Origin of the sequence: Arthrobacter sp. SLBN-100, assembly GCF_006715305.1 — a bacterium.
GTDB lineage: Bacteria > Actinomycetota > Actinomycetes > Actinomycetales > Micrococcaceae > Arthrobacter.
In genome coordinates this window covers 4,312,825-4,338,687 of the sequence record NZ_VFMY01000001.1, presented here as the reverse complement: position 1 = coordinate 4,338,687, position 25,863 = coordinate 4,312,825, and the positions used below count along the sequence as shown (strand labels likewise).

26 protein-coding genes are annotated in these 25,863 nt (G+C 65.4%); 13 read left to right on the top strand and 13 right to left on the bottom strand.

From position 1 onward, the window contains the following. Window positions 1–13: 13 nt before the first annotated feature. The gene (gene manA / locus FBY31_RS20045; RefSeq protein WP_142044496.1) at window positions 14–1,285 is read left to right on the top strand and encodes a mannose-6-phosphate isomerase, class I; all 1,272 of its coding nucleotides are present in this window, start codon (window positions 14–16) and stop codon (window positions 1,283–1,285) included. A gap of 58 nt (window positions 1,286–1,343) precedes the next feature. Here the strand turns inward: manA and FBY31_RS20040 are convergent, their stop codons facing one another. Together FBY31_RS20040 and glpX are read right to left on the bottom strand one after the other, a co-directional pair. Next, complete coding sequence (locus tag FBY31_RS20040; RefSeq protein ID WP_142044494.1) at window positions 1,344–2,399, bottom strand: lipid II:glycine glycyltransferase FemX; 1,056 nt, start codon at window positions 2,397–2,399, stop codon at window positions 1,344–1,346. A gap of 86 nt (window positions 2,400–2,485) precedes the next feature. After that, window positions 2,486–3,508: a class II fructose-bisphosphatase gene (gene glpX / locus FBY31_RS20035; RefSeq protein WP_200833416.1), complete on the bottom strand. Its 1,023-nt coding sequence runs from the start codon at window positions 3,506–3,508 to the stop codon at window positions 2,486–2,488. 225 nt (window positions 3,509–3,733) lie between these two features. Between glpX and FBY31_RS20030 the strand changes: the two genes are divergently transcribed. The 5 genes from FBY31_RS20030 to FBY31_RS20010 all read left to right on the top strand — a co-directional run bounded on the left by FBY31_RS20030 (window position 3,734) and on the right by FBY31_RS20010 (window position 9,030). Next, window positions 3,734–4,414, top strand: a complete 681-nt coding sequence (locus FBY31_RS20030) for a DUF4245 domain-containing protein (RefSeq protein ID WP_142045592.1) — start codon at window positions 3,734–3,736, stop codon at window positions 4,412–4,414. A 10-nt stretch (window positions 4,415–4,424) separates the two neighbouring features. Continuing rightward, entirely contained in the window at window positions 4,425–5,039 is a 615-nt protein-coding gene (locus tag FBY31_RS20025; protein WP_142044490.1) for a carbonic anhydrase, read from the top strand. A 76-nt stretch (window positions 5,040–5,115) separates the two neighbouring features. Continuing rightward, window positions 5,116–6,537: a class II fumarate hydratase gene (locus FBY31_RS20020; RefSeq protein WP_142044488.1), complete on the top strand. Its 1,422-nt coding sequence runs from the start codon at window positions 5,116–5,118 to the stop codon at window positions 6,535–6,537. Between the two features lie 130 nt (window positions 6,538–6,667). Then, complete coding sequence (locus FBY31_RS20015; RefSeq protein ID WP_142044486.1) at window positions 6,668–7,339, top strand: TetR/AcrR family transcriptional regulator; 672 nt, start codon at window positions 6,668–6,670, stop codon at window positions 7,337–7,339. After that, a complete protein-coding gene (locus tag FBY31_RS20010; protein WP_142044484.1) occupies window positions 7,336–9,030 on the top strand; it encodes an MDR family MFS transporter in 1,695 nt (564 codons plus the stop codon). Before FBY31_RS20015 ends, FBY31_RS20010 begins: the two co-directional genes overlap by 4 nt. 119 nt (window positions 9,031–9,149) lie before the next feature. On the opposite strand, the gene FBY31_RS20005 is transcribed toward FBY31_RS20010, so the two are convergent. Together FBY31_RS20005 and FBY31_RS20000 are read right to left on the bottom strand one after the other, a co-directional pair. Beyond that, a complete protein-coding gene (locus FBY31_RS20005) occupies window positions 9,150–9,620 on the bottom strand; it encodes an NUDIX hydrolase (protein ID WP_142044482.1) in 471 nt (156 codons plus the stop codon). A 46-nt stretch (window positions 9,621–9,666) separates the two neighbouring features. After that, a complete protein-coding gene (locus FBY31_RS20000; protein ID WP_142044480.1) occupies window positions 9,667–10,221 on the bottom strand; it encodes a prepilin peptidase in 555 nt (184 codons plus the stop codon). Between the two features lie 58 nt (window positions 10,222–10,279). Here FBY31_RS20000 and FBY31_RS19995 point away from each other — a divergent pair, with 58 nt between their 5' ends. Both FBY31_RS19995 and FBY31_RS19990 read left to right on the top strand, forming a co-directional pair. Then, complete coding sequence (locus FBY31_RS19995) at window positions 10,280–11,071, top strand: hypothetical protein (RefSeq protein ID WP_200833415.1); 792 nt, start codon at window positions 10,280–10,282, stop codon at window positions 11,069–11,071. A 56-nt stretch (window positions 11,072–11,127) separates the two neighbouring features. Beyond that, complete coding sequence (locus FBY31_RS19990) at window positions 11,128–11,775, top strand: GNAT family N-acetyltransferase (protein WP_142044478.1); 648 nt, start codon at window positions 11,128–11,130, stop codon at window positions 11,773–11,775. Window positions 11,776–12,063: 288 nt separating this feature from the next. Here FBY31_RS19990 and FBY31_RS19985 read toward each other — a convergent pair whose 3' ends face one another. Both FBY31_RS19985 and FBY31_RS19980 read right to left on the bottom strand, forming a co-directional pair. Then, window positions 12,064–13,482 carry a PhoH family protein gene (locus tag FBY31_RS19985; protein WP_142044476.1) on the bottom strand — a complete coding sequence of 473 codons (1,419 nt, stop codon included), beginning with the start codon at window positions 13,480–13,482 and terminating at the stop codon, window positions 12,064–12,066. A 239-nt stretch (window positions 13,483–13,721) separates the two neighbouring features. After that, the gene (locus FBY31_RS19980; protein ID WP_142045588.1) at window positions 13,722–14,483 is read right to left on the bottom strand and encodes an isoprenyl transferase; all 762 of its coding nucleotides are present in this window, start codon (window positions 14,481–14,483) and stop codon (window positions 13,722–13,724) included. A 155-nt stretch (window positions 14,484–14,638) separates the two neighbouring features. On the opposite strand from FBY31_RS19980, the gene trhA reads away from it, so the two are divergent. Next, window positions 14,639–15,385 carry a PAQR family membrane homeostasis protein TrhA gene (gene trhA, locus FBY31_RS19975; protein WP_235013145.1) on the top strand — a complete coding sequence of 249 codons (747 nt, stop codon included), beginning with the start codon at window positions 14,639–14,641 and terminating at the stop codon, window positions 15,383–15,385. Window positions 15,386–15,389: 4 nt separating this feature from the next. Here the strand turns inward: trhA and FBY31_RS19970 are convergent, their stop codons facing one another. Together FBY31_RS19970 and mca are read right to left on the bottom strand one after the other, a co-directional pair. Beyond that, window positions 15,390–15,767 carry a hypothetical protein gene (locus FBY31_RS19970; protein WP_142044474.1) on the bottom strand — a complete coding sequence of 126 codons (378 nt, stop codon included), beginning with the start codon at window positions 15,765–15,767 and terminating at the stop codon, window positions 15,390–15,392. A gap of 98 nt (window positions 15,768–15,865) precedes the next feature. After that, window positions 15,866–16,783 carry a mycothiol conjugate amidase Mca gene (mca, locus tag FBY31_RS19965; RefSeq protein WP_142044472.1) on the bottom strand — a complete coding sequence of 306 codons (918 nt, stop codon included), beginning with the start codon at window positions 16,781–16,783 and terminating at the stop codon, window positions 15,866–15,868. Window positions 16,784–16,910: 127 nt separating this feature from the next. Here mca and FBY31_RS19960 point away from each other — a divergent pair, with 127 nt between their 5' ends. Together FBY31_RS19960 and greA are read left to right on the top strand one after the other, a co-directional pair. After that, on the top strand, window positions 16,911–17,369 hold the full coding sequence (locus FBY31_RS19960; RefSeq protein ID WP_142044470.1) for a DUF4307 domain-containing protein: 459 nt from the start codon (window positions 16,911–16,913) through the stop codon (window positions 17,367–17,369). 151 nt (window positions 17,370–17,520) lie between these two features. Then, complete coding sequence (gene greA, locus FBY31_RS19955; RefSeq protein ID WP_142044468.1) at window positions 17,521–18,015, top strand: transcription elongation factor GreA; 495 nt, start codon at window positions 17,521–17,523, stop codon at window positions 18,013–18,015. An 86-nt stretch (window positions 18,016–18,101) separates the two neighbouring features. Here the strand turns inward: greA and FBY31_RS19950 are convergent, their stop codons facing one another. The 4 genes from FBY31_RS19950 to FBY31_RS19935 are packed head-to-tail and all read right to left on the bottom strand — an operon-like array spanning window position 18,102 to window position 22,312. Beyond that, window positions 18,102–18,722 carry a rhomboid family intramembrane serine protease gene (locus FBY31_RS19950; protein ID WP_142044466.1) on the bottom strand — a complete coding sequence of 207 codons (621 nt, stop codon included), beginning with the start codon at window positions 18,720–18,722 and terminating at the stop codon, window positions 18,102–18,104. Window positions 18,723–18,730: 8 nt separating this feature from the next. Beyond that, the gene (ilvA, locus tag FBY31_RS19945; protein WP_142044464.1) at window positions 18,731–19,969 is read right to left on the bottom strand and encodes a threonine ammonia-lyase; all 1,239 of its coding nucleotides are present in this window, start codon (window positions 19,967–19,969) and stop codon (window positions 18,731–18,733) included. A 3-nt stretch (window positions 19,970–19,972) separates the two neighbouring features. After that, a complete protein-coding gene (locus tag FBY31_RS19940; RefSeq protein ID WP_142044462.1) occupies window positions 19,973–21,313 on the bottom strand; it encodes an AI-2E family transporter in 1,341 nt (446 codons plus the stop codon). A gap of 39 nt (window positions 21,314–21,352) precedes the next feature. After that, entirely contained in the window at window positions 21,353–22,312 is a 960-nt protein-coding gene (locus FBY31_RS19935) for an aldose 1-epimerase family protein (protein ID WP_200833414.1), read from the bottom strand. A gap of 128 nt (window positions 22,313–22,440) precedes the next feature. On the opposite strand from FBY31_RS19935, the gene galT reads away from it, so the two are divergent. Further along, window positions 22,441–23,601 (top strand): galactose-1-phosphate uridylyltransferase, encoded by a 1,161-nt coding sequence (gene galT / locus FBY31_RS19930; protein WP_142044458.1) that lies wholly within the window; start codon window positions 22,441–22,443, stop codon window positions 23,599–23,601. After that, window positions 23,598–24,785, top strand: coding sequence for a galactokinase (galK, locus tag FBY31_RS19925; protein ID WP_235013144.1), 1,188 nt, complete (start codon window positions 23,598–23,600; stop codon window positions 24,783–24,785). Before galT ends, galK begins: the two co-directional genes overlap by 4 nt. 99 nt (window positions 24,786–24,884) lie before the next feature. On the opposite strand, the gene FBY31_RS19920 is transcribed toward galK, so the two are convergent. Further along, window positions 24,885–25,808: a Bax inhibitor-1/YccA family protein gene (locus FBY31_RS19920; protein WP_142045581.1), complete on the bottom strand. Its 924-nt coding sequence runs from the start codon at window positions 25,806–25,808 to the stop codon at window positions 24,885–24,887. Window positions 25,809–25,863: the final 55 nt, after the last annotated feature.

Here is a 25,863-nt window from a genome sequence, read left to right as displayed (position 1 = left end):
AACGGACACCGACTTGTACGAGATTGAAAACGTCCTTCGGGATTATGCCTGGGGATCAACGACCGCGATCGCCGCCCTGCTGGGGCGCGCCGAGTCCGGCCGTCCCGAAGCGGAGCTGTGGATCGGCGCGCACCCCGACTCCCCCTCCGTGGCCCGCGTTCCGGAGGACGGCTCGGCCACTGCGCTGGACGCTTTGATCTCGCGCGATCCCGAGCATTTCCTCGGCGCGGAGTCGGTGGCTCGTTTCGGCCCCCGACTGCCGTTCCTGGCCAAGATCCTCGCTGCCGCCCAGCCGCTGTCCCTGCAGGTCCATCCGAGCCTGGAACAGGCGCGGGCCGGCTTTGCCCGGGAGAATGCCGAGGGCCTCGCCGCGCAAGCCCCCAACCGGAATTACCGGGACGACAACCACAAACCCGAGATGATTTTCGCCCTGACACCGTTTGAGGCGCTGTGCGGTTTCCGCCCCGCAGCACAGACCCGGGAAATCCTGCAGCAGGTGGCGGCAGCCTTTGATGCGGTGGAAGGCCAGGTGCCCGCGTTGATCGGTGCCCTGCTTGAGGATCTCGCGGCGGGCGAAGAGAGCACGGGCCTCCAGGCAGCCTTCGAGCGGCTGATCACGGGCGGCCAGTCAGTGGCTGACGACACGGCCCTGGTGGTTGCCGCGCTTCTGTCCGGAGCCCCGCTGGCACCTTTCGAAACTGAGCTGGCCACGGTCATCAGCCTCAACGAGAAGTACCCGGGTGACCCCGGAGTCCTGATCTCGCTGCTGCTCAACCGCATCTCGCTGGAGCCGGGTGAGGCGGTCTACCTGCCGGCGGGAAACGTTCATGCCTACCTGCACGGGCTTGGCGTTGAGGTCATGGCGTCCTCGGACAACGTGCTGCGCGGCGGGCTCACGCCCAAATTCGTCGACGTCCCGGAACTGCTGCGGACCATCGACTTCCAGCCCGTCGCCGTGCCGATGCTTCAAGCCGAGCGGACCATGATGGACCAGGAGCTGTTCCGGCCGCCCTTCGAGGAATTCCAGCTCCAGCGGATCGAGCTCGCCCCGGACGCGGGCCCCGTGCCGCTGGCACAGTCCGGCGCCGCAGTGGTGATTGTGGTGGCCGGGGACATCTACCTTGATTCCCCCAAGGGCGACCTTCAGCTCTCGCGCGGCGGCAGCGCCTTCCTGGCTGCGGCCGAGGCGCCCGTCAACGTTCATCCAGTGGCGGGCAGCACCGAACCGGCGCTCGCGTTCGCCGTGACCACCGGCTTGCCCCAGGGCGCAACCCGCGGCCAGTAACAGCAAAGGGCGACGACGGCACCGCGGCGGGTGCCGTCGTCGCCCTTTGCCGACGCGGCTAGTTGCCCGGGCGCAGCCTCTGGACGAGTGGCCGGACGCGGCCGGACGCGGTCTTCAGGAGCCGCCGCCCCTGCTGGAGTCCGCGGCGGGCCAAGGGCATTGCCTGGGCGTACGCGGGGTAGAACGGTGAGAGCGGTTTTTCCCACGTACCCAGGAGCATATTTTCGTGCTTGGCGAACTGCTTCTTGAAGTCGGAGATGCCGTCGTTGAGGAGGCCATTGAAGTCGTAGCGGGAGCAGCCGTCTTCACGCATGGCCTGCAGGGCGGCCCATTTCACGCCATAGTTCACCCGCTGCTTCTGTCCAACAGCCGAGACGCCGCCGTACAGTTCGAAGGCCGTGGACCCGCTCCGGGCCAGCCAGACGAAGGCCAGCATCTGCTCGCCGTCGAACGCTGCGATGATCGGTGACCCGTCCCCCATGTTGTGGAAGATGTCGCGGTAGTACTGGTCTTCATGGATGCCGAAGCCGGCGCGCCCGGCTGTCTCGTGGTAGATCGCGAGGACCTGTTCAAGCTCGGCGTCATTCTTGACCTTGCGGAACTCGACGTCGCTGCGCATTGCCTTGCGGATGTTCGCCCGGGTGGACTTGGACATTTCCGCCATCAGTTCCTCGTCCGTCCTGGTGAGGTCCAGGATCAGCGTCCGCGGGATCAGCACAGTGTTGGTGGTGGCCCGGAAGCCGGCGGATGCGACGGCACCGGCGAAGGCCGATTCCTCGTCCCAGTCCGGTTCGATGCTCAGCGCCACTGCGCGGTGGCGGACGGCAGCATGGCCGGCCAGGCAGGCCAGGACGGCCGGGGCGTCCTCCACCGAACACATCGGGCCGCGGGGGACGTATACCAGGGCGCGGAAGGGGAACGGGAGCCGGCGGACCAGCAACTGGGCACAGCCCACAGTCTTGTCGCCGTCGTTGACCAGTACCCGGTCCACGGACCAGCCGTGCATTGCTTTGGTCTCGCCCCAGCCCCACAGCTGCTGCGGGTGTCCCTGAAACCGGTCAACGTATTCGTCCCAGAGGGCGCGGTCAGTACAGGGCACAACAGCAGGAATCATGGCTTCAACCCTATACCAAGGCCTGAAACGGCAGATCCCCGGAGCACGCTGCGGCGCTCCGGGGATCCGTGTCGGGCAGGAGGGGATCAGCTCTTGCGGGCGTACCCTTCCCATTTGCTGGCCTGGTGCTCGCCGTCCACGAAACGGATGGTGCCGGACTTGGAACGCATCACGATGGACTGGGTGAGGACCTTGTCCTTGGAGTACCGGACACCCTTGAGCAGGTCGCCGTCCGTGATGCCGGTGGCGGCAAAGTAGCAGTTGTCGCTGGAGACGAGGTCGTTGGTCGACAGGACGCGTTCGAGGTCGTGGCCGGCGTCGATGGCCTTTTGCTTTTCCTCGTCGCTGGTGGGCCAGAGACGTCCCTGGATCACGCCGCCCAGCGACTTGATGGCGCAGGCCGCGACGATGCCTTCGGGCGTGCCGCCGATGCCCATCAGCGCGTCAACGCCGGTGCCGGAACGTGCCGCGGCGATGGCCCCGGCAACGTCACCGTCCATGATGAACTTGGTGCGCGCTCCGGCTTCACGGATTTCCTCCACGAGGGGGCGGTGCCGGTCGCGGTCAAGGATCATCACGTTGAGCTGGTTGACCTTGACGCCCTTGGCCTTCGCGATCAGGTGCAGGTTCTGCTTCACGGGCAGGCGGAGGTCCACCATGTCCGCGGCTTCCGGGCCGGTGACGAGCTTCTCCATGTAGAAAACTGCGGAGGGGTCGAACATGGAGCCGCGTTCGGCCACTGCCAGCACGGCAAGGGCGTTGTTGATGCCGAGGGCGGTCAGCCTGGTTCCGTCGATGGGGTCGACGGCGACGTCACACTCGGGGCCGGTGCCGTCACCTACGCGCTCGCCGTTGAAGAGCATGGGGGCTTCGTCTTTTTCGCCTTCGCCGATAACCACTACGCCATTGAAGTGGACCGTCTGGAGGAAGGAGCGCATGGCGTCAACGGCGGCGCCGTCGGCCGTGTTTTTATCGCCGAAGCCAACCCAGTGCCCGCCGGCGATGGCTGCGGCCTCGGTGACGCGGACAAGCTCGAGGGCAAGGTTGCGGTCCGGCTCATCATGTCCCACCGCCAGGGATGGGGAGATCGTGGAGTATTTCTGGGTCATGGACGCTGGTGACACGTGAACCTCTTCTTCGAGTGGCGATCATTGAACCCGCCCCGCCGGTGCAGCAGCGCGGTGATTCCTCTGATATTGATCATAGTCGCGGTACTCCGTTCGGGCAGCGGCATGACGCCGCGGCGCAATGTGCCCGCCGGGCGCGACGTCCGCCGCGGCTTCGGCGAATGTGAGTTGTGCACCGGCATGGGGGACTATTGAGGGGTGAGCGAAATGCAGGAAAGAACCAGCCCCACCCCCGAACCAGCCGGATCCGGAAGCAACAGCGGCGCCGGCGCACCCGGAGGATCGGCCCCGGTTAAGCCTGTAATTCCGGCCGCTGCTGCCAAGCGGGCCAACGCCTCCGTGATCGGCATGATCATTGCACTGGCGGTCAGCATCGCGGCGTTCCTGCCCATTGTCCTGATGAACCCTTCCCCCAAAACCGACGGCTACCGGCCTGACATCGACGTCAGTGCCGCAGCCCGGAACGCAACAGATGTGGCCGGATTCACACCGGTAGCGCCGGACACCGGCAACACCTTCCGGCCGAACTACGCCAGGTGGGAAGCCGGCACGGCAAGCGGCGTACCTGCGTGGGAGGTCGGCTACATCACGCCCAAGGAGTCCTTCATTGGACTCATCCAGACCCGCACCGCCAATCCCACCTGGCTCCTCCAGCAGACACAGAACGCACCGGTCACCGGATCCCGCAATGCCGGCGGGCAGGAATGGGAACTCCGCGACACGGGCAAAGGCGAAAAATCGATGGTGCTCGAGTACCGCGGAACCACCGTCATCCTCTCCGGCGCAGCCCCACTGGACGAATTCGCCACCCTGGCGGACGCCGTCGTGAAGTCCCTGGACAGCAGCCCCGCCGTCACAGTTTCACCTGCGGCCAGCCCTGCCCCATAAGGTAAGGAGGGTGACTACCTACCTGACTCCTGCCCTTGCCTGGCGCCGGATGCGCGAAGGAAACGAACGCTTCGTGGCCGGCCAATCCTCCCACCCGAACCAGGACTCCTCGCGCAGGTCCTCGCTGGTGGAGAACCAGCACCCCTTCGCCGTGATTTTCGGCTGCTCGGACTCACGGCTCGCCGCGGAAATCATTTTCGACGTCGGACTCGGTGATGTCTTTGTGGTGCGCACGGCAGGACAGGTTATCGACGACGCCGTCCTGGGCTCGCTGGAGTACAGCGTCAGCGTGCTCGGGGTGCCGCTGATTGCCATCCTGGGCCACGACAGCTGCGGCGCCGTCAGCGCCACCAAGGCCGCCGTGGACACCGGCGACATGCCCCCGGGCTTCATCCGCGACCTGGTGGAGCGCATCACGCCGTCGGTGCTGACCTCAATGCGCGAGGACAAGCACGAGGTCAACGACATGGTGGTGGAGCACGTCAAGCAGACCTCCCAGCGGCTGGCGGACAGCTCGCGTGTGATCTCGGACGCAATTGAAAGCGGACGCACCGCCGTTATCGGCCTCTCGTACAGCCTGGCCGAGGGCCGCGCCAACGTTGTTTCCGGGATCGGCGAGCTCTAGCGCGGAGGCAAAAGTCCGCCCGTAGCATGCTCTTCACGGTTTTCGATGGGATGCCGGACCGCCCTAAGCTAGCCCCATGACTTCCACTGAAGAGTTCCGCATTGAACATGACACGATGGGCGAAGTCCGCGTCCCCGTGAACGCACTGTACCGCGCGCAGACGCAGCGTGCAGTGGAGAACTTCCCCATTTCCGGCAAGACTTTGGAACGGGCGCACATTGAAGCACTGGCCCGGGTCAAGAAGGCTGCCGCCCAGGCCAACGCTGAACTGGGTGTGCTCGACGGAGAGCTTGCCAAGGCCATCGCAGACGCGGCGGATGAGGTGGCCGCCGGAAAGTACGACGGCGACTTCCCCATCGACGTCTTCCAGACGGGCTCCGGCACGTCCTCGAACATGAACACCAACGAGGTCATCGCCGAGCTCGCCTCCCGTGCCCTGAAGGCCGCCGGCAGCGACAAGGTTGTCCACCCGAACGACCACGTCAACGCCTCGCAGTCCTCCAACGACGTCTTCCCCACGTCGGTTCACGTTGCAGCGACGTCGGCCCTGATCAACGACCTCATTCCGGCCCTCGGCTACCTGGCCGAGTCGCTGGAGCGCAAGGCCGTGGAGTTCAAGGACGTCGTTAAGTCCGGCCGCACCCACCTCATGGATGCCACCCCGGTGACGCTCGGCCAGGAGTTCGGCGGCTACGCCGCGCAGGTCCGGTACGGCATCGAGCGCATCAACGCCTCCCTCCCCCGCGTTGCCGAAGTTCCGCTCGGCGGCACGGCCGTGGGTACCGGCATCAACACCCCGGCCGGTTTCCCCGAACGCGTGATCGAACTGCTCGCCACGGACACCGGGCTCCCGCTCACCGAGGCCCGCGACCACTTCGAGGCCCAGGCCAACCGCGACGGCCTGATTGAGGCGTCCAGCCAGCTGCGCAACATCGCCATCTCGTTCATGAAGATCAACAACGATCTCCGCTGGATGGGCTCAGGGCCCAACACCGGACTTGGCGAGATCGCCATCCCCGACCTGCAGCCCGGCTCCTCGATCATGCCCGGCAAGGTCAACCCGGTCATCTGCGAGGCGTCCATCATGGTGGCCGCCCAGGTCATCGGCAATGACACCGCCATCGCCTGGTCCGGCACCAACGGCGCCTTCGAGCTGAACGTCGGCATCCCGGTGATGGCAGCAAACCTGCTCGAATCCGTGCGCCTGCTGGCCAACACCAGCCGCGTCATGGCGGACAAGATGATCGACGGCATCACCGCCAACGTGGAGCGCGCCCGTTTCCTGGCAGAGGCATCTCCGTCCATCGTGACGCCGCTGAACAAGTACATCGGCTACGAGAACGCGGCGAAGATCGCCAAGAAGGCCGTGGCCGAGGGCCTCACCATCCGCGAGACAGTTGTCGCCATGGGCTTCCTGGAGCGCGGCGAGGTCACCGAGGAGCAGCTGGATACCGCACTGGACGTTATGTCCATGACGCGTCCGCCGCACAAGGCCTAGTTCCCCACCGGTCCACAAGAGAAGTACGACGTCGGCCGCCCACCTTCCAGCGAAGGTGGGCGGCCGCCGTCGTTCCTTATGCCTTTCGCAAAATTTGCACTAGGACCGTGTTAGTGCAAAACTTCACTTTGTGAATGATAGTGCACTAATTGAGGGCGGACTGCGTGAGCGGAAGCGCGCCGCCACCCGTGCGGCCATCACCTCCGCTGCCCGTGCCCTGACCGCCGAGCGTGGCCTGAACGGCTACACCGTGGAGGAAGTCTGCGAGCGCGCCGGGATTTCCCGCCGCACGTTCTTCAACTACTTCCCGGCCAAGGAAGACGCCGTCATCGGCCACGCCGACGATGACCTGCCCGCCGATGTCCTGCAGGAGTTCATCGAGGGTGGCGCAGCATCACCAGCGGGTGCCTTGTCCCCCACCCTGTTCCGGGACCTCGTCCGGCTGTCCCTGCGGCTGTCCGAGGATATGGAGGCCTCGGAAGAGGAAACCCGCGAGCTGATCGCCGTCGTCAAAAAAGAGCCCCAGCTGATCCTCCGCCTCATTGGGGTGACCGAGCGGCGGGAAGCACAGTTCGCCCGCGACGTGGCCCGGCGCGAAGGGGTGGCTATTGACCACCCTGTGGTCCAGATGGCCGTTGCGCTGCTCAGCACCATCGCCAGGAAGAGCAGCATGGCCTACTTTGCCGACGGCAACACCCGCCCCTACAAAGAGCTGCTGATGGAGAACATCTCCGCCGCAAGCCTGCTCTTCTCCCAGCCATTCGAACAGCCGGACACCACCGCCGCAGAAGGACAACCATGAGTATCGCCGTCAATAAGAGGGCAACAGCAGCGGGCCCCCTGCTGCTGACGCAGAAACGCATCTGGATCATCTTCTCGGCGCTGATCGCCGGGATGCTGCTTTCGAGCCTGGACCAGACCATCGTCTCCACCGCCATGCCCACGATCGTGGGCAAGCTGGGCGGGGTGGAACACCAGGCCTGGATCACCACCGCCTACCTGCTCGCCACCACTATCGTGATGCCCATCTACGGCAAGTTCGGCGACGTCCTGGGCCGGCGGAACCTGTTCCTGGTGGCCATCGCCCTGTTCACGCTGGCGTCGGTGGCCTGCGCCTTTGCCACCGACTTCTGGGGCTTGGTGATCTTCCGCGCCATCCAGGGCCTGGGCGGCGGCGGCCTCATGATCCTGTCGCAGGCCATCATTGCCGATATTGTGCCGGCCAAGGACCGCGGCAAGTATATGGGTCCCCTCGGCGCAATCTTTGGCCTTTCCGCCGTGGCCGGTCCCCTGCTGGGCGGTTTCTTCGTGGACCACCTGACCTGGGAGTGGGCCTTCTACATCAACATCCCCATCGGCATCGCCGCGTTCGCCATCGCCTGGTTCACCCTGACGCTGCCCAACAAGAAGGCCGAAAAGCGGATCGACATCCTGGGCGTGGTATTGCTTTCGGCCGCCACCGCCTGCCTGATTTTCTTCACCGATTTCGGCGGAAAGAAGGACGAAGGCTGGGATTCCCCGCTCACCTGGGCTTTCGGCGCCGGCATGGTGTTGTCCGCTGCCGCCTTTGTGATGGTGGAGCGCCGGGCCGACGACCCCATCATTCCGCTGAGCCTGTTCCGCAACCGGATCTTCGTCAACGCCACGGCCATCGGCTTCACCCTTGGCCTGGGCATGTTCTCCGCGATCGCCTTCGTCCCTACCTTCCTGCAGATGTCCTCCGGCACCTCGGCCGCCGAGTCCGGCCTGCTGATGCTGCCGATGATGGCCGGCCTGATGGGAACGTCCATCTACTCCGGCATCCGCATTTCCAAAACGGGCAAGTACAAGATGTTCCCCATCCTGGGCGCGGCCCTCACCATGGCTGCCATGTTCTGGATGACTGCCCTCGCCGCCAGCACCCCGATCTGGGTCATCTGCGTCCAGCTGTTCATCTTCGGCGCCGGCCTGGGGCTGATCATGCAGGTGGTGGTCCTCGTGGTGCAGAACTCCGTCCCGGCCGACCAGATCGGCACGGCCACCAGCACCAACAACTATTTCCGCGAGGTGGGCGCGGCCATGGGCGTGGCCATCTTCGGCTCGATCTTCACCAACCGGCTCTCCGAGTCCCTTACCGGGGCCTTTACCGGCGCCGGTGCCTCCGCCGAGCAGGCTGCACAGTCCACCAGCACCCTTGATCCGCAGGCGCTGAACCAGCTTCCGGAGCAGCTGCGCGATGCCATCGTCAACGCCTACGCCGAGTCGCTGGCCCCGGTCTTCTGGTACCTCATCCCGTTTATTGCCGTGGCGCTGGTCCTGGCACTCACGCTGAAGCAGATCCCGCTCTCGGACACCGCCGGCATGGTGGCCCGCGGCGAAGCCGTCGGTGGTGAGGAGGCTGAGCGCCTCGCCGCGGGTCTGCCCATTGAGGCATCCGGCGCCGTGGCGGAAGCCGCCGGCGTTCAGGACAGCGTTAAGGACGACGACGGCGGGCTGGTCTCCCAGCGCAACTGACCACCGTCGTACTCCTGCCGGCAGTGGCGCAGGAGTGCGGGACTGGCTGGGACGCCGCAGTCTTGGGGGTTGCGGCGCCCCTGTTGTGTCCGCCGGGCCTTTGGCCCGGCGGCGTGCGGTCAGGGTTCGAAATGGGCTGCCTCGGCCGGAGCCAGGGCACGGTGAATGCTGGTGAGGTGCCCGGCCATGAGGTCGGGGAGTTCATCCAGGCCGAACCAGCCGACGGCAATCGATTCGTCGTCATTCACCCGGGCTGTCCCCGAGACGTAGCGGCACAGGAACACCACGTCCAGGAACTCGCAGACGTCGCCGTTTGGATAGGTGATGGGACCCACCGCACCGACGGAGACAACGCGCTCGGGTTCGGCCACCACCGCCGTCTCCTCAAAAATTTCCCGCACCAGGCCCCGCGCCGGCTGCTCCCCCGGATCGAGCATTCCGCTGATCAGGGCCCACTGCCTGTTGTCGGCCCGCCGGGCCAGCAGGACGCGGCCCGAGTCATCAACCACGACGCCCCGGACGCCGGGGACCCAGAGGGGGTCGTTGCCGATTTTCTTGCGGAGTTTCAGGACGTAGTCAGGCGCAGGCATTAAGCCAGCGTACCGAACTGCCTGCACCCCGGGCTGGTCCAGCCCGTCAGGCGGGCAGCAGCATCGCCGCGGCGGCGCCGGCGAGCATAAACGGCCCGAACGGAATGGACGATTTCAGCGTCCCCCTGCGCGCGGCCAGCAGCGCAATGGACCACAGGCCGCCCAGCAGGAACGCCAGGAAGGTGCCGGCGAACAGGTGGCCCCATCCAAGGTAGCCAAGATACATGCCAAGGACTCCGGCCAGTTTCACGTCGCCGAACCCCATCCCTGGCGGGTACGCAAACCGGAGAAGGAAGTAGAAAAGCCACAGGATGGTTGCACCGGCCACTATCCGGAGGGCCGGCACGGCCATCAGGCCTGCGAGCGGACCGGCAGGACTTTGGGCCGCGCCAATTCCCGCCCCGGCAAAAACTGCTGCCGCGAGCAGGAGGGCCCCTGCCACGGCGTAGGACGGGAAAACGATCCGGTTGGGCAGGAGGTGATGCCGGACGTCGATGACGGTGAGCCGGACAGCCATCACCACGAAGTAGGCGCAGGCAGCAAGCACCAGCCAGAAGGCCGGCGGGGTGTGCTGCCAGAGTTCGCCCAGTCGTTGGATCACCCTCGGATGCTACTGGATTCCCGCTGCCCCACGCACCGCCCGCGCGTAAACTGTGGATATGGCGACCTGGGACTCCCGGCACCGGACGGATCCGGACAGCAGTTCAGCCGCCGCGGATCCTGCCCTCTTCCGGAACCTCTGCAGGTCCTCCCCATGGAAGTGGCAGTCCCTGCGCTTTGAATACTGGGACGAGCCCTTCGCCGAGGCCCCCAGCCCGGGAGCACCCCTGGTCCGGGCATGGCTGCGCCGCCCGGGCGCACTCCGGCTCGAAACCGCGGACGGACTTGTCCTGCACAGCACCACCGGAATCAATGATTCCAGGGACGGCCTGTACGTCAGCGCCACCCGGAAGTCCTGGCTCCTGCCGCCGCATCTGGTCACTCCCGTCTACGACGACCAGGGCCTGGTGCGGCGCCGCCCGGAAGCCGCCTACGGCGAGCCGGGATTCGGCAACGGACGGTTTTCCGCGGCCCTGGACCCTGTGGAACTGGCTGGCAACGCCCCCGTGCCCATCGAATTCCCCGGCAGCAACGCTGTCGAAGTGCACGGTGTCAGCCGCCGGGAGCATGAGGGCCGCCCGGTCCTGGAAGCGGTGGTGAGCCCCACGGCCGCGTACCACCCGGCCCATCCCGCGGCGCCGCTGTGCCTGCCGGGAAAGTCCCGGATCCGGGTGGACCTGGGCACGGGTGTGTGCGTCGCCAGCCAGTCCCTGGAACCCGGGGCGGAAGAATACGGCCATTGGCTGCGCATCATCGCTGTGGACGAGTACATGCTGGACGACCTGTTCGTGGCGCAATCAATGAGCCTCACGGATGTCCGGCAGCACATCACCTGGGATGTCTCCGCCTGACTGTGACAAGCCTCGGCCCGGGAACACAGCCCCTACTTTCGTATTATGATTCGCCGATGACCACACTGAGCGACATCTGGCCACTTTCTGGTCTTCGACTGGCGACGCCCCGCCTTGAACTCCGCCCCATCCTGGATGAAGACATCGCGGCGGCAGTGGAGGCGGCCCGCAGCGGGATCCACGAGCGTGGCAGGAATCCGTTCAGCATGCCGTGGGCGGAGTTGCCTGACGAGGAGCTGGGCCCCAACATGGCCCGCTGGTACTGGCGGTGCCGTGCCGAATGCACCCCCGAGTCCTGGACACTGCTCCTGGGCATTTGGCACGACGGCGGGTTCATCGGCTGCCAGGACGTCGCGGCCAAGGACTTCGCCACACTCAAAACCGTCACCACTGGCTCCTGGCTCAAGCAGTCGGTGCAGGGCCGCGGCCTGGGCAAGGAGATGCGCGCCGCCGTCGCCCTCTACGCCTTCGACTGGCTGGGCGCAGAAGTAGCCGAGTCCGAAGCAGCCGGCTGGAACGAAGCCTCCCTCGGCGTCTCCCGTTCCCTCGGCTACGAACTGAACGGCACCACCCGGAAAGCGTGGGGCACCAAGGTCGAAACAGTCCAGCACGTGCGGCTCACCCCGGAAACGTTCAAACGCCCCGACTGGACCCTCCAGGTGAGCGGTCACGAGGCAGCGGCGAAGTTTCTCGGCGCAATATGAGTGCATGCCAGCGGCTGGGTTCTTCCGGCCCAGCGCTTCGCCGTCGCTTAGCGCGGAGGTCCCTTCCCAAGGCTCGCAAGCTCGCCTCGGGCCCCTCGGGACGCCGCTTACACCGCATAAGGGCGCCTGCGGTCGCTGGGCGACCTACAGCGCCCGATGCGCCGCGACGCGCTCCTACGCGAAGCACTCGGACCGGCCATGTCGCGGGTGCCCCTTCCGGCAGCGTGCGTCAGAGGCGAGGAACGAGCCAGCACGCCGAGGAAGGGGCACCCGCGCACCTCTGTCTGGCTAGCCCTCGAGCAGTTCCGTGACCAGGGCTGCGATCGGTGAGCGTTCCGAGCGGGTCAGGGTGATGTGGCCGAAGAGGGGGTGTCCTTTCAGGGTTTCGACGACGGCGGCGATTCCGTCGTGGCGTCCGACGCGGAGGTTATCGCGCTGGGCGACGTCGTGGGTGAGGACGATCTTGGAGTTCTGGCCGATGCGGCTCATGACCGTGAGCAGGACGTTCTTTTCGAGCGACTGGGCCTCGTCCACGATCACGAAAGCGTCGTGGAGGGAGCGGCCGCGGATGTGGGTGAGGGGCATGACCTCGAGCATGCCGCGGTCCATGACCTCTTCCACCACCTCCTGGCTGACCAGCGCGCCGAGGGTGTCAAAAACAGCCTGCGCCCAGGGGTTCATTTTCTCGGACTCGGAGCCGGGGAGGTAGCCGAGTTCCTGCCCGCCCACCGCGTAGAGCGGCCGGAACACGATCACCTTGCGGTGTTCGCGGCGCTCCAGCACCGCCTCCAGGCCGGCGCACAGGGCAAGTGCCGACTTGCCGGTTCCGGCCCGGCCGCCGATGGAAACGATCCCGACGGCCGGATCCATCAGCATGTCGATGGCCAGCCGCTGTTCCGCGGACCGCCCGTGCAGGCCGAAAACGTCTCGGTCACCTTTCACCAGGCGGACCTGCTTGTCGGCGCCGACACGGCCAAGGGCCGAGCCCCGGTTGGACAGCAGGACCAGTCCGGTGTTGACAGGGAGTTCAGCAGCCGCCGGAATAAAGACGGGCTCGTGCCCGTAGAGCGTGTTGATCTCCTGTTCGCCGGCTTCCACCTCGGCCACCCCGGTCCAGCCCGAGTCCTTCACCAGCTCGTTGCGGTACTCGTCGGCGGTTAGCCCCATCGCTGAGGCTTTAACCCGCATGGGCAGGTCCTTGGACACAACCGTCACGTTCCGGCCCTCATTCGCGAGGTTCTTCGCGACGGCGAGGATGCGGCTGTCGTTGTCTCCGCTGCGGAAACCCAGCGGAAGCACCTCCGCGGAAATGTGGTTCAGTTCCACCACGAGGCTGCCGCCGTCGTCACCAATGGGAATGGGCTGGTTCAGGCCGCCGTGTTTGACCCGCAGGTCGTCGAGGAGCCGGAGTGCCTTACGGGCGAAGTAGCCAAGTTCGGGGTCGTGGCGCTTGGCTTCAAGCTCGGTGATGACCACAACCGGCACGACGACCTCATGTTCGGCAAAGCGCAGCAGCGCGCGGGGGTCGGAGAGCAGGACGGAGGTGTCGATCACAAAGGTGTGGATGGCAGCTTCCCTTCCAGGAACAGCAAAACCGGCCGCGGCGTCTTCCGCTGCACCGGTTTCTAAGGCGGCTCGCATGGCGCGAGAGGTAGCTTTCTCTCCCTGGTCGGAAAGGACCGCGGGCAGTTGTTCAGAAGTAGCCACATCGACTCCAGCCCCGGGCGCAAGCCCGGATGTGTTAGTGGTGAGCCGGCTCGGCCATGAGGCCGGGTCCGGCCTCCCATACAACCGGCGCGATGTCTCGCTCCATGTACTGGCCTCCCCGATCAGCCGGCGGTTTTGCCTGCTGATGGATATAACGTAAATCCATCGGAAGTAATTTCCGCAACCATTACGCGGCGATTCCTGTTGCGCCGGTGTGAACTCGAGGTAAACCGGGCATGTCAGGCTCCGAAGCGCCGCTGCCTGCCGGCGTAATCACGGAGGGCGCGCAGGAAATCCACCTTGCGGAAGGCCGGCCACAGCGCCTCGCAGAAGTAGAACTCGCTGTAGGCGCTCTGCCACATCAGGAACCCGGAGAGGCGCTGTTCGCCGGACGTGCGGATCACCAGGTCCGGATCGGGCTGGCCCCGTGTGTAGAGGAACCGGGAGATATCGTCTACGCAGAGTTCGTCGGCCAGCTTGCTGATGTCCTTGCCCTTGGCCACGGCGTCGTGCAGCAGCTCGCGTACCGCATCAACAATTTCCCGGCGGCCGCCGTACCCCACGGCCACGTTGACATGGATTTTTTCCCGGACCGGGGTGCGCGCCGTCAGCTTGTTGAGCCGCTGCGCCAGGTAGTCCGGCAACAGTTCAGGGGCACCCATGGCATGCACAGAGATGTTGGCGTCCTCGTCCAGCCTGTCCAGGGTATTGGCGATGATGCCCATCAGCAGGTCGAGTTCTTCGCTGGACCTGTTCATGTTGTCCGTGGACAGCATGTACAGCGTGACCACCTTGATCCCAAGTTCCTGGCACCAGCCAAGGAACTCGTGGATCTTGTCCGCGCCCGCCTGGTGGCCCTGGCTGGTCGGGGCATTGAACTGCCTGGCCCAGCGGCGGTTGCCGTCCACCATGACGCCGATATGCCGGGGAATGCGGTCACGTGCCAGGTCCTTGAGCAGCCTGCGCTCATAAAAGCCGTAGAGGAAGCCGGGCAACTCCACGCGCTCTCTCACCTGACTTCCTTGCTGTACGTTCCGCTTTGCACATCCTAGGCTACCGTCCACAGCAGCACCGGCGGTCCCGGCCGGAACCGAATCCAACATCACTCCACTGTTACTCGCCGGTAACTTACTGAAGCGTAAGTTATTCTGGAGCAATGAACAGCGACACCCCGGACGCTCCCCGGACGCCGCAACCGGACGGCAACACACGCGCCGGAACCGGCCCGGAGACGAACGCCGCGGACGAGGCCGCCGTCCGGCTGGCCGAGCTCCTGATGATCAAGCCCAAGTGGCGGGGCTGGATCCATACAGTCGCCGCTCCGCTGGCCCTGGTGGCGGGCACAATCCTCGTAGCGCTGGCCCCAACCGCGGACCGCAAGGTCACGTCAGCCATCTACGCGGCCACCGGCGTGCTGTTGTTCGGCATCAGCGCCGTCTACCATCGCGGCAACTGGTCCCCGAAGGTCAAGATGGTCCTCAAGCGGCTGGACCACACCAACATCATGCTGGTGATCGCAGGGACCTACACACCGCTGGCCTGGACCCTCCTGCAACGGCCCCAGGCTGTCCTGCTGCTCTGGGTCATCTGGTCCGGCGCCATTTTGGGCGTCCTGTTCCGGCTGCTATGGACGAACGCGCCGCGCTGGCTTTATGTTCCGATCTACATCGCCCTGGGCTGCGGATCGCTGTTCTATCTCCCGCAGTTCTTCCAGGCGAATATTCCTGCCGCCGTCCTCATCTGCGTTGGCGGGGTGCTCTACATCACGGGCGCGGTCTTTTACGCGATGAGGAAGCCGAACTTCAGTTACCGCCACTTTGGCTTTCACGAACTGTTCCATGCCCTGACCGTGGTTGCCTTCGCCGCGCACTTCGCGGCGATAGCCCTGGCCGTGCTCAGCTAGCCAGCTACTGGCGGCGGCTGCCGGGACCGGTGTCCGCGCCGCCGTCGGCCGGTCCCTGGAAGGAATCGCCGGCCGGTGAACCTGCCGCTGGATCAGCCGCCGGCCCCGCCGCGGCGGATCCCGCCTCGGCAGCCTCTGCCGCTTCGATGTCAGCCGCGGAAGCCGCTGCGATCCGCTCCTCCTCCACCTGGGCGCGGTAGCGGACGCGCCGGATCCGCCGGACCATATCCATGATGAGCAATGCCGTGGCCAGCACAAAGAACGCCGTCATGATAAAGCCCAGGAGGCCCGGGGTCACCTGGTCCTGCGTAATTCCCTCGCGCAGCGAGGGCGTGGGCTGGGGCGTGGGGGTGGTGGCCAGGCTGAGGAGCAGACGTTGCACGTTGAATACCTTCTATGGAACGGGTGTCAGCAGGCAGCAGATACTGCAGCCCTGGTCCGGGCACTTCTTCTACGCGGCATAGAAATTGCCTGCCGGTTCTATCTTAGCCCCGCGAACAGGTCCTTCTCCGGTAGCTCCGAGGGCACCCGGGAGCTGATCAGCGAATAATCCTCCCAAGGCCACGCCCGGCGCTGCATCTCCGGGGAAACAGCGAAGAAGAACCCCAGCGGGTCCACCTGTGTGCTGTGCGCCCGCAAGGCGTCGTCGCGCACTTCAAAGAAGTCGCCGCAGTCCACCTGGGTGGTGGTGGGGTGGGAGGCCGGCGGCGGAGTGTGGCCCTCGGCGTCGGACTCCAGCCACGCCGCGAGCCGCTCCGCATACGGCGACTGAAGGCCCGCCTCCTCCAGGGCGAAATGCAGGGCCCGGAAACGCTCGGGGCTGAAGGCCCGGTCGTAGTACAGCTTGCCTGGCTCCCAGGCTTCGCCCGCCCCGGGGTAGCGGGCCGGATCACCGGCGGCGTCGAAGGCCTCAACGGCCACCCGGTGAGCCATGATGTGGTCCGGGTGGGGGTAGCCGCCGTTTTCGTCATAGCTCAGGATCACGTGCGGCTTGAAGGACCGGACCAGGCGCACCAACGGGGCGGCAGCATGGTGCAGCGGCAGCGTGGCGAACGATCCCGCCGGCAAGGGCGGCAACGGATCGCCCTCGGGCAGGCCCGAGTCCACAAAGCCAAGCCACCGCTGCTTGATGCCCAGGATCCCGGCCGCCCGCTGCATTTCCAGGCGCCGCGCACCCGCCATGTCCCGCTTCGGATGCGGCTCGCCTTCCACTGCCGGGTTCTGGATGTCCCCGCGTGACCCGTCGGTACAGGTGGCCACCATGACTTCCACGCCTGAAGCAGCGTACTTCGCCATGGTGGCGGCACCCTTGCTGGACTCGTCGTCCGGGTGGGCGTGGACGGCGAGCAGCCGGAGCGGGCCGTGCTCCCCCTTCGGGGTGTTGCTGGACGCTGTCATGGAAGGACTGCTCCTTTATTCTTCATATTTCGGCTTGCGGCGGCGGTTCATAGGGCTGAACGGGGGCCATTGACCCGGTGCGCCGCCGGACGGGAAGGCCCCTGCGGAAGGGCACTAAACTGGTCTGGTGACTTCCCCGGACCAGCCGGCCCCATCCGAGCCCGCGAACACTAGCCTAGCCAATCGTTACGGCGCTAAAAAGCGCAGGCTCTCCCCTGCTGCCAGGCGGGCCATCGGCGGTGCTGCGCTGGCCGCAGGCATCGGATTCATGGCCTGGGTCTCCACATCGAATTCCCTCTCCAATGTGAGCTTCAAAGACATCGGCTACGTCACCGCAGACGCCACACTGGCAGAGGTGGACTTCCAGGTGACCCGGGAACCGGGAACGGCCGTCCAGTGCGCCATTAAGGCGCTGGACTCCAAGTTCGCCGTGGTGGGCTGGAAAGTCGTGGACATCCCGCCGTCGGAGGCAGAGGACACAGCCGACGGCGGCCGGACAGTTTCGCAGCGGGTTTCGGTCCGTACGGAGTCCCTTTCCGTGTCCGGTGTGGTGGACAGCTGCTGGATTCCGGGCAACCGAGGCTAAAAAATGTGATCGGCACCGCTCCCAGGTTCGGTTAAATCCACAGGATTGACTACAATGGAGCAATACCTTTACCCCGCTGAGCTGGTTACTGTTCCACAAGTGGCCACCGTGGCGGGGTCTTTTGCATGTAGGACCATTAGAGGAGAAGTCCGTGTCTACCACCAACAGCGCAGCTGCAGCCTGGCTTACCCAGGAAGCTTTTGACCGCCTGAAGGCAGAGCTGGACCACCTTTCCGGCCCTGGCCGGGCAGATATCGTCCAGAAGATTGAAGCAGCCCGGCAAGAGGGCGACCTGAAGGAAAACGGCGGCTACCATGCAGCCAAGGAGGAACAGGGCAAGATCGAAGCCCGTATCCGCCAGCTGACGGTGCTGCTCCGCGACGCCCACGTGGGTGAGGCTCCGGCCGATGACGGAATCGTGGAGCCCGGCATGATCGTGGTTGCCAGGATCGCCGGTGACGAAGAAACCTTCCTGCTTGGCTCCCGCGAAATCGCCGGCGATTCCGATATCGACGTCTTCAGCGAGAAGTCGCCGCTGGGCGCTGCCATCCTTGGCCACAAAGAAGGCGAGACGCTCAGCTACACGGCGCCCAACGGCAAGGACATCAAAGTGGAGATCCTTTCCGCCAAGCCGTACGCCGCGTAGCGGTAAGAGCAGGCAATAAACGCCGGCCGCCCCTCGGGGCGGCCGGCGTTTTTTGCTTTTGCCCCGGAAAAGGGCCAGGACGGCCGTCAGAAGTCGTTCTCCGTCCCGGCCTTGCGGGGGCGAAGGAGCAGCGCCGCCACCACTCCCCCGGCAGCACCTCCCAGGTGGGCCTGCCAGGAGACGTAGCCGGCAAAAAGGGGCAGCACGCCCAGCAGGATGCTCCCGTAGCCCATGAACAGCACAACCGCCAGGAGGATCTGCCGCCAGCTGCGGTTGAAAAAGCCGCGGACCAGCAGGAAGGCGAACAGTCCGAAAACCAGGCCGGAGGAACCCACGGTGATGCCGCCGTCCCCGATGAACCAGACTGTCAGTCCCGATCCGAGCCAGCTGAAGGCAAGGGCCGTCAGGAAGACCCTTAGTCCGGACAGGAAAACCAGGAAGCCGAAAATTATCAGCGGCACGCTGTTGGACAACAGATGGTTCAGGTTGGCGTGCAGGAGCGGGAAGGTAAAGATGTCCAGCAGCCCGTCGGCGCTTCTGGGACGCAGGCCGAACGTCCGGTTGAGTGAGCGGAGCATCAGCGCATTGAACAGTTCGATGGCAAAGAGGAGCGCCACAAAGCTTCCCAGCACCAGCAGCCCGCCCTTTGCCCGGGCGGCAATGGTGCGCCGGTCTCCAAAACCCCTGTTTTCCGTCAGTCCGGCCATCAAGCCTCCTAGTGCACCACGATGGGCTGGAAACCCTCGGCCCGGAGCGCGCTAAGGACCTGCTCGCCGTGCTCGTGGCCCTTGGTTTCCAGGTTGACGGTGATGGAGACATCGCCCATGCTGATTGACCCGCCCACGCGTGTGTGGTCCAGGCCGGTGACGTTCGCGTCGTTCTCGGCAATGATCCTGGCGATGGTGGCAAGCGAACCCGGGCGGTCGTCAAGCATCATGCGGACAGTCATGTAGCGCCCTGCGGCGGAGAGGCCACGCTGGATGACCTTCAGCATCAGCATGGGATCGATGTTGCCGCCGGAAAGGACCACTGCCGTGGTTCCGGGGTTTTCGATCTTGCCGTCCATAAGGGCGGCAACACCTACGGCACCGGCAGGCTCAACCACCATCTTTGCCCGCTCCAGCAGGAAAATCAGGGCGCGTGCCAGCGAGTCTTCGCTGACCGTCACCACGTCGTCCACCAACTCACGGATGATGCTGAAGGGCAGCTGGCCGGGCCGGCCCACGGCAATGCCGTCGGCCATGGTGGATACCTTCTTCAAGGGCACCAGTGCATCAGCAGCGAGTGAAGGCGGGTAGGCCGCGGCATTCTCCGCCTGCACGCCGATGATGCGGATCTCCCGGCCCAGTTCCTTGGCACGTGCTTTGATGGCGACGGCGACACCCGCCAGGAGCCCGCCGCCCCCCACGCCCATGAGGACGGTGTCCACATTGGGCACCTGCTCCAATATTTCCAGTCCCAATGTTCCCTGCCCGGCAACGACGTCCACGTTGTCGAACGGGTGGACAAAGACCGTCCCGGTCTCGTTGCTGTAGCGCTGGGCTTCGGCCAGCGCCTCGTCCACATTGTGTCCGTGCAGGATCACCTCGGCGCCGTGGCTGCGGGTGGCGGCCAGCTTGGGCAGGGCCACTCCGAGCGGCATGTAGATGCGGGCTTTGATCCCCAGGCTCTTGGCGGCAACTGCGACGCCTTGGGCGTGGTTGCCTGCAGAAGCGGCCACCACACCGCGCTTCTTTTCTTCCGGGGACAGGCGGGCCATCCGGACGTAGGCGCCACGGACCTTGAAAGATCCTGCGCGCTGCAGGTTCTCGCACTTGAAGTAGACATCTCCGCCCACAAGCTTTCCCAGGGCGCGTGATGATTCCACCGGGGTCCGCGCAATAATCCCGTCGAGCAGCTTCTGCGCCTCCAGGACATCGTCCAGCGTGACGGGAAGGGTTTCAAGGATGTTCACGGACTAATCTCCTCTGGATTTCGGCCCCGGCGCCGCGTCGGTACGGGCCCCGGGATGTTCTGCGTTTTTGCCGGCTGCGGCGTCGTTGCCGTCCTTGAGTGCATGCGGCGGGTCAACATGCGTCATGGTGTTGCCCGGGCCGGCGCCGGCCACCAAAGGGCCGCCAGGCGCTGCCAGCACCTGTTCATGTTCCCACGTTCTGGCGGCGATGTAGCGAATGGCCGAATTTGCGACGGCGAGGATGGGCACCGAGAACAGCGCTCCGGGGATCCCGGCCAGGTAGGAGCCGGCCGCAACAGAAAGGATCACCGCCACCGGGTGGAGGGATACGGCTTTGCCCATGACCAGCGGCTGGAGGATGTGGCCTTCCAGTTGCTGGACCAGCAGCACGATGGCCAGCATGATCAGTGCGTTGACGGGGCCGTTGGCAACAAGTGCCAGCAGCACAGCAATGATGCCGGTCAGCAGTGCACCGACTACCGGGATAAACGAACCCAGGAACACCAGCACGCCCAGGGGAAGAGCCAGCGGAACACCGATAATGGCCGCGCCGACACCGATGCCGATGGCGTCGACGGCGGCGACGAACATCTGGATGCGGGCGTAGCTGACCATCGATGACCAGCCCTTCCGGCCTGCGCCAAACGTCGCTGCCCGGGCCTTTCGAGGCAGCAGCCGGACCAGGAACGCCCAGATGCGGTCGCCTTCGAGAAGGAAGAAAATCAGGATAAACAGCGCCAGGAGCATTCCTGCGGCAAAGTGGCCGGCGGTGCTGCCAAAGGACAGGGCGCCGCTGAGGATGCTGCTGCTGTTGTTCTGCAGCGCATCGGTGGCTTCCTTGACGTACTGGTCAATCTGGGCGGCGGTCAGGTGGAGGGGCCCGGCCGAAAGCCAGTCCTGGACCTGCTTGACGCCTTCCAGCGCCTGGGACCAGAGCTCGCCGAATCCGATGAGGAGCTGCCTGCCCACCAGTGCCAGCGCTCCGGCGATGAGTCCGATAAAACCGAGGACAGTCACGGCCACGGCCAGGCCCCCGGGAAGTCCCCGGCGCCGCAGCCAGGAGGTTATCGGGCTGAGGAGGCCTGCGAGGAGCGCGGCGACCATTACGGGGATGATCAGGAAACTGACTTGGCGCAGCAGCCAGACGAGCCCGCCGGCCACCAGGAGGATGAGTCCCAGCCGCCAGGCCCAGGACGCGGCGATGCGCACCCCGTACGGAATGTCCTTATCCAGTTCACGGTCTGTGAGGACCCGCAGCGGCGGACCTGCATGAGCCGTCGGGGCGGCTGGTTGCCGTGCTGGCGGTTGAGGGTCGGACCTAACGGGATCCTCGGCTGGCGTCATAGCCTTATACTTCCGCAGCCGTGGCCTAATGGGAAACTGCTATCCCGCAACGCCTGGGCTGTAGTCAATTCCCCACGACACGGTGAACGATTCCCCGGGCGGCAGCCAGCGGAGGCCGTCCCCGGAGTTGAAGGCGTTGGCCGGCCCCGTCATAGGTTCAACTGCCACCGCACGGTTCCGGCCGGGGTACTGCGTACTGACATAGACATGGACGTACTGGCAGGATTCGTCCTGCCAGAGGCTGACCTGCCCGCCGTCAGGCGCTGCCAGGGTGTGGCGTGCCTTGCCCCCTTCGAACTGCAGTCCGGTCAAGGCAACATCCACGCTCAGCGGCGCAACGTGCAGCCCGGCCCGGAAGTCGCTATCCCCCTGGACCGGAGCACTGCTGCGCGGGATGAGGCGCTCATCGGCGAGCAACCGGGTGTCAGCGGAAACCGTCAGCACCAGATCTTCAACAGGAGTGTCACCAAGCCGCAGGTACGGGTGGGCCCCCAGGACAAAGGGCGCCGGAGACTTGGCGTCGTTGGCCAGCGTCTGGCGGACAACAAGCCCGAGATCTTCCGCGAGGAGGTACTGCACCCGGTGGCGGGCCAGGAAAGGGTAGCCGTGCTGGGGAAAGATGGTGGCCTCCAGCGTGACCGAGTATTGCGACTCGTCAACCAGGGCATAGGAGGCGTTCCGGAGGAGGCCGTGGCTGGCGTTGCTGCGTGCCACCTCGGTAATGTCCAGCTGCTGCTTCTTGCCGTCCAGGAACCACTGTCCGTCTTCAATCCTGTTGGCCCAGGGAGCCAGGGTAATGCCGCACCCGCCCGGCGGAATCTGGTCATCGCCGTAACTCTCCGTCAGCTGCACTCCTCCCCTGCTGTACAGGCGGAGTCCGGCCGCCAGCTCGGTGACAACAGCAAAGGCATCCCCGCGGCGGAGCTCATACTGCCGGCCAGTGGCATACGCCCGATAGCCTGAAGAGACGCTGGTTTCAAGGGGTGATTCGGAACTCATGAGCAATACGCTACCGCCCAACCCTGGCTCCGTCTCCAGCCGGTGTTACTTTTTGTTTGATTCTATTCTTTTTTGATCGGAGTGTGGCACAATATTGTTAAGTTGCTACACCACAGAGGACGGGATTCATGACGGGAATCACCAGCACCAGGCTCTCCGACGGCCGGGAATTGATCTATTTCGACGACGCCCACGCCCCCAAGGCGCGGACCGCGGAGACCACCACCGACCACCGCGGCCTGCCGCCGCGGGGTGAACCTGGAGAAGTCCGTTTTGATGCCCTGACAGGTGAGTGGGTTGCTGTTGCTGCCCACCGCCAGAGCCGTACGCATCTTCCCCCGGCGGACCAGTGCCCCATCTGCCCCACTACGGCCAGCAACCCCTCAGAGATTCCGGCGGACGACTACGATGTGGTGGTGTTCGAGAACCGCTTCCCGTCGCTGGGTCCGGCCCTCGGGACGGTCACGGCTGACGCTGTCTGGGGAACAAAGGGGCCCGCCTACGGCCGCTGTGAGGTGGTGGCTTTCACTCCTGCCCACACCGGCTCCTTTAGCGGCTTGACGGAGGAGCGTTCCCGTACCGTCATCGAGGCGTGGGCGCAGCGCACCGAAGCGCTGAGTGCGCTTCCGGGGATCAAGCAGGTGTTTCCGTTCGAAAACCGCGGCGCGGACATTGGTGTGACGCTGCACCACCCGCATGGCCAGATTTATGCCTACCCCTATGTGACCCCGCGGGCCGGAGTCCTTGGTGCGGCGGCGCGGAAGTTTTACGACGGGACGGACGGCAGGGAAACCCTCACCGGCTCACTGCTGCGCTCCGAACGCGAGGACGGCAGCCGGATGGTCCTGGAGGGAGAGAACTTCAGCGCCTATGTCCCGTTCGCTGCCCGCTGGCCCCTCGAGATCCACTTGGTTCCCCACCGCCAGGTCCCGGACCTGGCAGCGCTGGGCGGCGAGGAGAGGGACGAACTGGCGCACATCTACCTTGACCTCCTTAAGCGCCTGGACGCCCTCTACCCCACCCCCACGCCGTACATCTCGGCGTGGCACCAGGCACCGGTTGACGCCCTGCTGCGCCCGGCCAGTTACCTGCACCTCCAGCTGACCTCGCCGCGCCGGGCTGCCGACAAGCTGAAGTTCCTCGCCGGGTCGGAGGCCGCCATGGGTGCCTTCATTAACGACACCACCCCGGAGAGTGTGGCCAAGCGGCTGCGCAGCGTCACCGTTCCGGCATCCACCCCATCCCCCGCTGCCCTTCAGGCAGCCCTGCCTGAAGGAGCAACCGCGTGAGCGCCGTTCACGATTCTTTGACCACGCCCGGACCGGCAGGTTCCGCCGATCTCGCCGCCCGGTTCACCCGGGAGTTCGGCGGCGTTCCCGCCGGCATCTGGCAGGCGCCGGGCCGCGTCAACCTGATCGGCGAGCACACCGACTACAACGAGGGGTTTGTGCTGCCCTTCGCCATTGAGCGGACTGCCCGGGTGGCCGTAGCCGTCCGTCGCGATTCCAAGATGCGGCTGCTTTCCACCTACGGCGACCAGGGAGTGGTGGCCACTGCATTGGATTCCCTGGAGCCCGGCTCAGCCAGGGGCTGGACGAAGTACCCCCTGGGAGTCATATGGGCACTCCGCCAAAGGGGCATCGACGTTCCCGGCATTGACCTGCTGCTGGACTCAAATGTTCCGCTCGGCGCAGGGCTCTCCTCGTCCCATGCCATCGAGTGCGCGGTCATCTCAGCACTGAATGACCTGACGGGCGCCGGGCTGAAGGCGGAGGAAATGGTCCTGGCCACCCAGCAGGCCGAGAACGCTTTTGTGGGGGCGCCCACCGGAATTATGGACCAGTCGGCTTCATTGCGCGGATCAAAAGGCCACGCCGTGTTCCTGGACTGCCGGAACCAGGAGGTCCGCCTGGTTCCCTTCGAAACGGAACCGGCGGACCTGGTGATGCTGGTGATCGACACCAAGGTCTCGCACTCCCACGCCGACGGCGGTTACGCGTCCCGGCGCGCCTCCTGTGAACTGGGCGCCAAGGTCCTCGGAGTCAAGGCCCTGCGGGATGTCAAGGTAGGCGACCTCGAGGAGGCGGCCGGCCTCCTGGACGAAGTAACGTTCCGGCGGGTTCGGCATGTAGTCACAGAGAACGACCGGGTCCTCCAGACCGTGGAGTGCCTCGCGGCCGAGGGGCCAGCGTCGATCGGCGCCCTGTTGGACGCAAGCCACGTGTCGATGCGCGATGACTTTGAGATCTCCTGCCCGGAACTGGACCTCGCCGTGGAGGCGTCCCGCGCCAACGGTGCCATCGGCGCCCGCATGACCGGTGGCGGTTTCGGCGGCGCCGCCATCGCCCTCACGCCGGTCAGCTCCGAGCACAAGGTGCGTGACGCCGTCGTGAAGGCCTTTGCCGGTGCCGGTTTCACCGCACCGGACATCTTCACCGTGACACCGGCGGCCGGCGCCATGCGTATCGCTTAGATCCCTGCCAGACGACTGTGGGCCCCACCTTCCGGTGGGGCCCACAGTTGTTTATGGACCTGCTTCAAAAAGTCCGACGGCGAGTGACTCGCTCAGCGGTTAGTCGTCCCCGCGCAGGATGGCCAGCAGCCGGATGATTTCCACGTACAGCCAGACGAGGGTGACGGTGAGGCCGAAGGCAGCCGTCCAGGAGAAGCGCTGCGGCGCTCCGCTGCGGACGCCGGCCTCGATGCTGGTGAAGTCCATGACCAACGAGAAGGCCGCGAGACCGATGGCCAGGATGCCGATGGCGATGCCGATGATGCCGCTTCGCAGCCCGAACGGCTCCGTGGTGAGACCCGTTACCATCATGACGAGGTTCACCACCGAGAACAGCGCGTAGCCAACAATGGCGATCATAAAGAACTTCATGGCCTTCGGCGTGGCGCGTACCTTGCCGCTCTTGAAGAGGAGGAGCGTCACGGTGAAGACGGACAGCGTGCCGAGGACAGCCTGAAGCCCCACTCCCGGGTACATGGTGTCCAGGACCCGGGTGAGGCCACCGAGGAAGAGGCCTTCCAGGCCTGCATAAGCAAGGATCAGTGCCGGCGAGGGCTGCTTCTTGAACGTGTTGACGAGCGCCAGCACGAAACCGCCCAAGGCGCCGACGATCATCAGGAGTGACGCGAGGCCCATGCTGACGAACATTGTCACCGCGGCACCGACGAGCAGCACTCCGAGGCAGGCCGCGGTCTTGACGATGACGTCGTCGAAGGTCATCCGGCCGGTGTCAGCCGGGCCCGCAGCAGGCTGGTTGTACATCTGCTGCAGCTGTTCGCTGGTCATGGGCTGCTGGCCATAGCCCTGCTGGCCGTAGGGAGCCTGGCCATACGGCTGCTGCCCATAGCCCTGCTGGCCAAAAGGCTGGCCATAGGGCTGCTGGCCGTAAGGAGCCTGGCCATAAGGAGCCTGCGGGACAGGCGGTGCCTGGGTGGCTCCACGGAAGCTCTTTCCGTTGAAGATCGGGTTGCCGCCAAGTGCCATTGCGGGATTCCTCCATTTGATGGGTGTGTTGTGAACTTCAAGGTTCACGCTACCA

Coding starts and splice junctions, on each gene's coding strand:
- FBY31_RS20040 (WP_142044494.1), bottom strand. CDS start 2,399: ATGATTCCTGCTGTTGTGCCCTGTACTGACCGCGCCCTCTGGGACGAA.
- glpX (WP_200833416.1), bottom strand. CDS start 3,508: ATGACCCAGAAATACTCCACGATCTCCCCATCCCTGGCGGTGGGACAT.
- FBY31_RS20030 (WP_142045592.1), top strand. CDS start 3,734: ATGCAGGAAAGAACCAGCCCCACCCCCGAACCAGCCGGATCCGGAAGC.
- FBY31_RS20020 (WP_142044488.1), top strand. CDS start 5,116: ATGACTTCCACTGAAGAGTTCCGCATTGAACATGACACGATGGGCGAA.
- FBY31_RS20010 (WP_142044484.1), top strand. CDS start 7,336: ATGAGTATCGCCGTCAATAAGAGGGCAACAGCAGCGGGCCCCCTGCTG.
- FBY31_RS20005 (WP_142044482.1), bottom strand. CDS start 9,620: ATGCCTGCGCCTGACTACGTCCTGAAACTCCGCAAGAAAATCGGCAAC.
- FBY31_RS19995 (WP_200833415.1), top strand. CDS start 10,280: ATGGCGACCTGGGACTCCCGGCACCGGACGGATCCGGACAGCAGTTCA.
- FBY31_RS19990 (WP_142044478.1), top strand. CDS start 11,128: ATGACCACACTGAGCGACATCTGGCCACTTTCTGGTCTTCGACTGGCG.
- trhA (WP_235013145.1), top strand. CDS start 14,639: ATGAACAGCGACACCCCGGACGCTCCCCGGACGCCGCAACCGGACGGC.
- mca (WP_142044472.1), bottom strand. CDS start 16,783: ATGACAGCGTCCAGCAACACCCCGAAGGGGGAGCACGGCCCGCTCCGG.
- FBY31_RS19950 (WP_142044466.1), bottom strand. CDS start 18,722: ATGGCCGGACTGACGGAAAACAGGGGTTTTGGAGACCGGCGCACCATT.
- FBY31_RS19940 (WP_142044462.1), bottom strand. CDS start 21,313: ATGACGCCAGCCGAGGATCCCGTTAGGTCCGACCCTCAACCGCCAGCA.
- FBY31_RS19935 (WP_200833414.1), bottom strand. CDS start 22,312: ATGAGTTCCGAATCACCCCTTGAAACCAGCGTCTCTTCAGGCTATCGG.
- galT (WP_142044458.1), top strand. CDS start 22,441: ATGACGGGAATCACCAGCACCAGGCTCTCCGACGGCCGGGAATTGATC.
- FBY31_RS19920 (WP_142045581.1), bottom strand. CDS start 25,808: ATGGCACTTGGCGGCAACCCGATCTTCAACGGAAAGAGCTTCCGTGGA.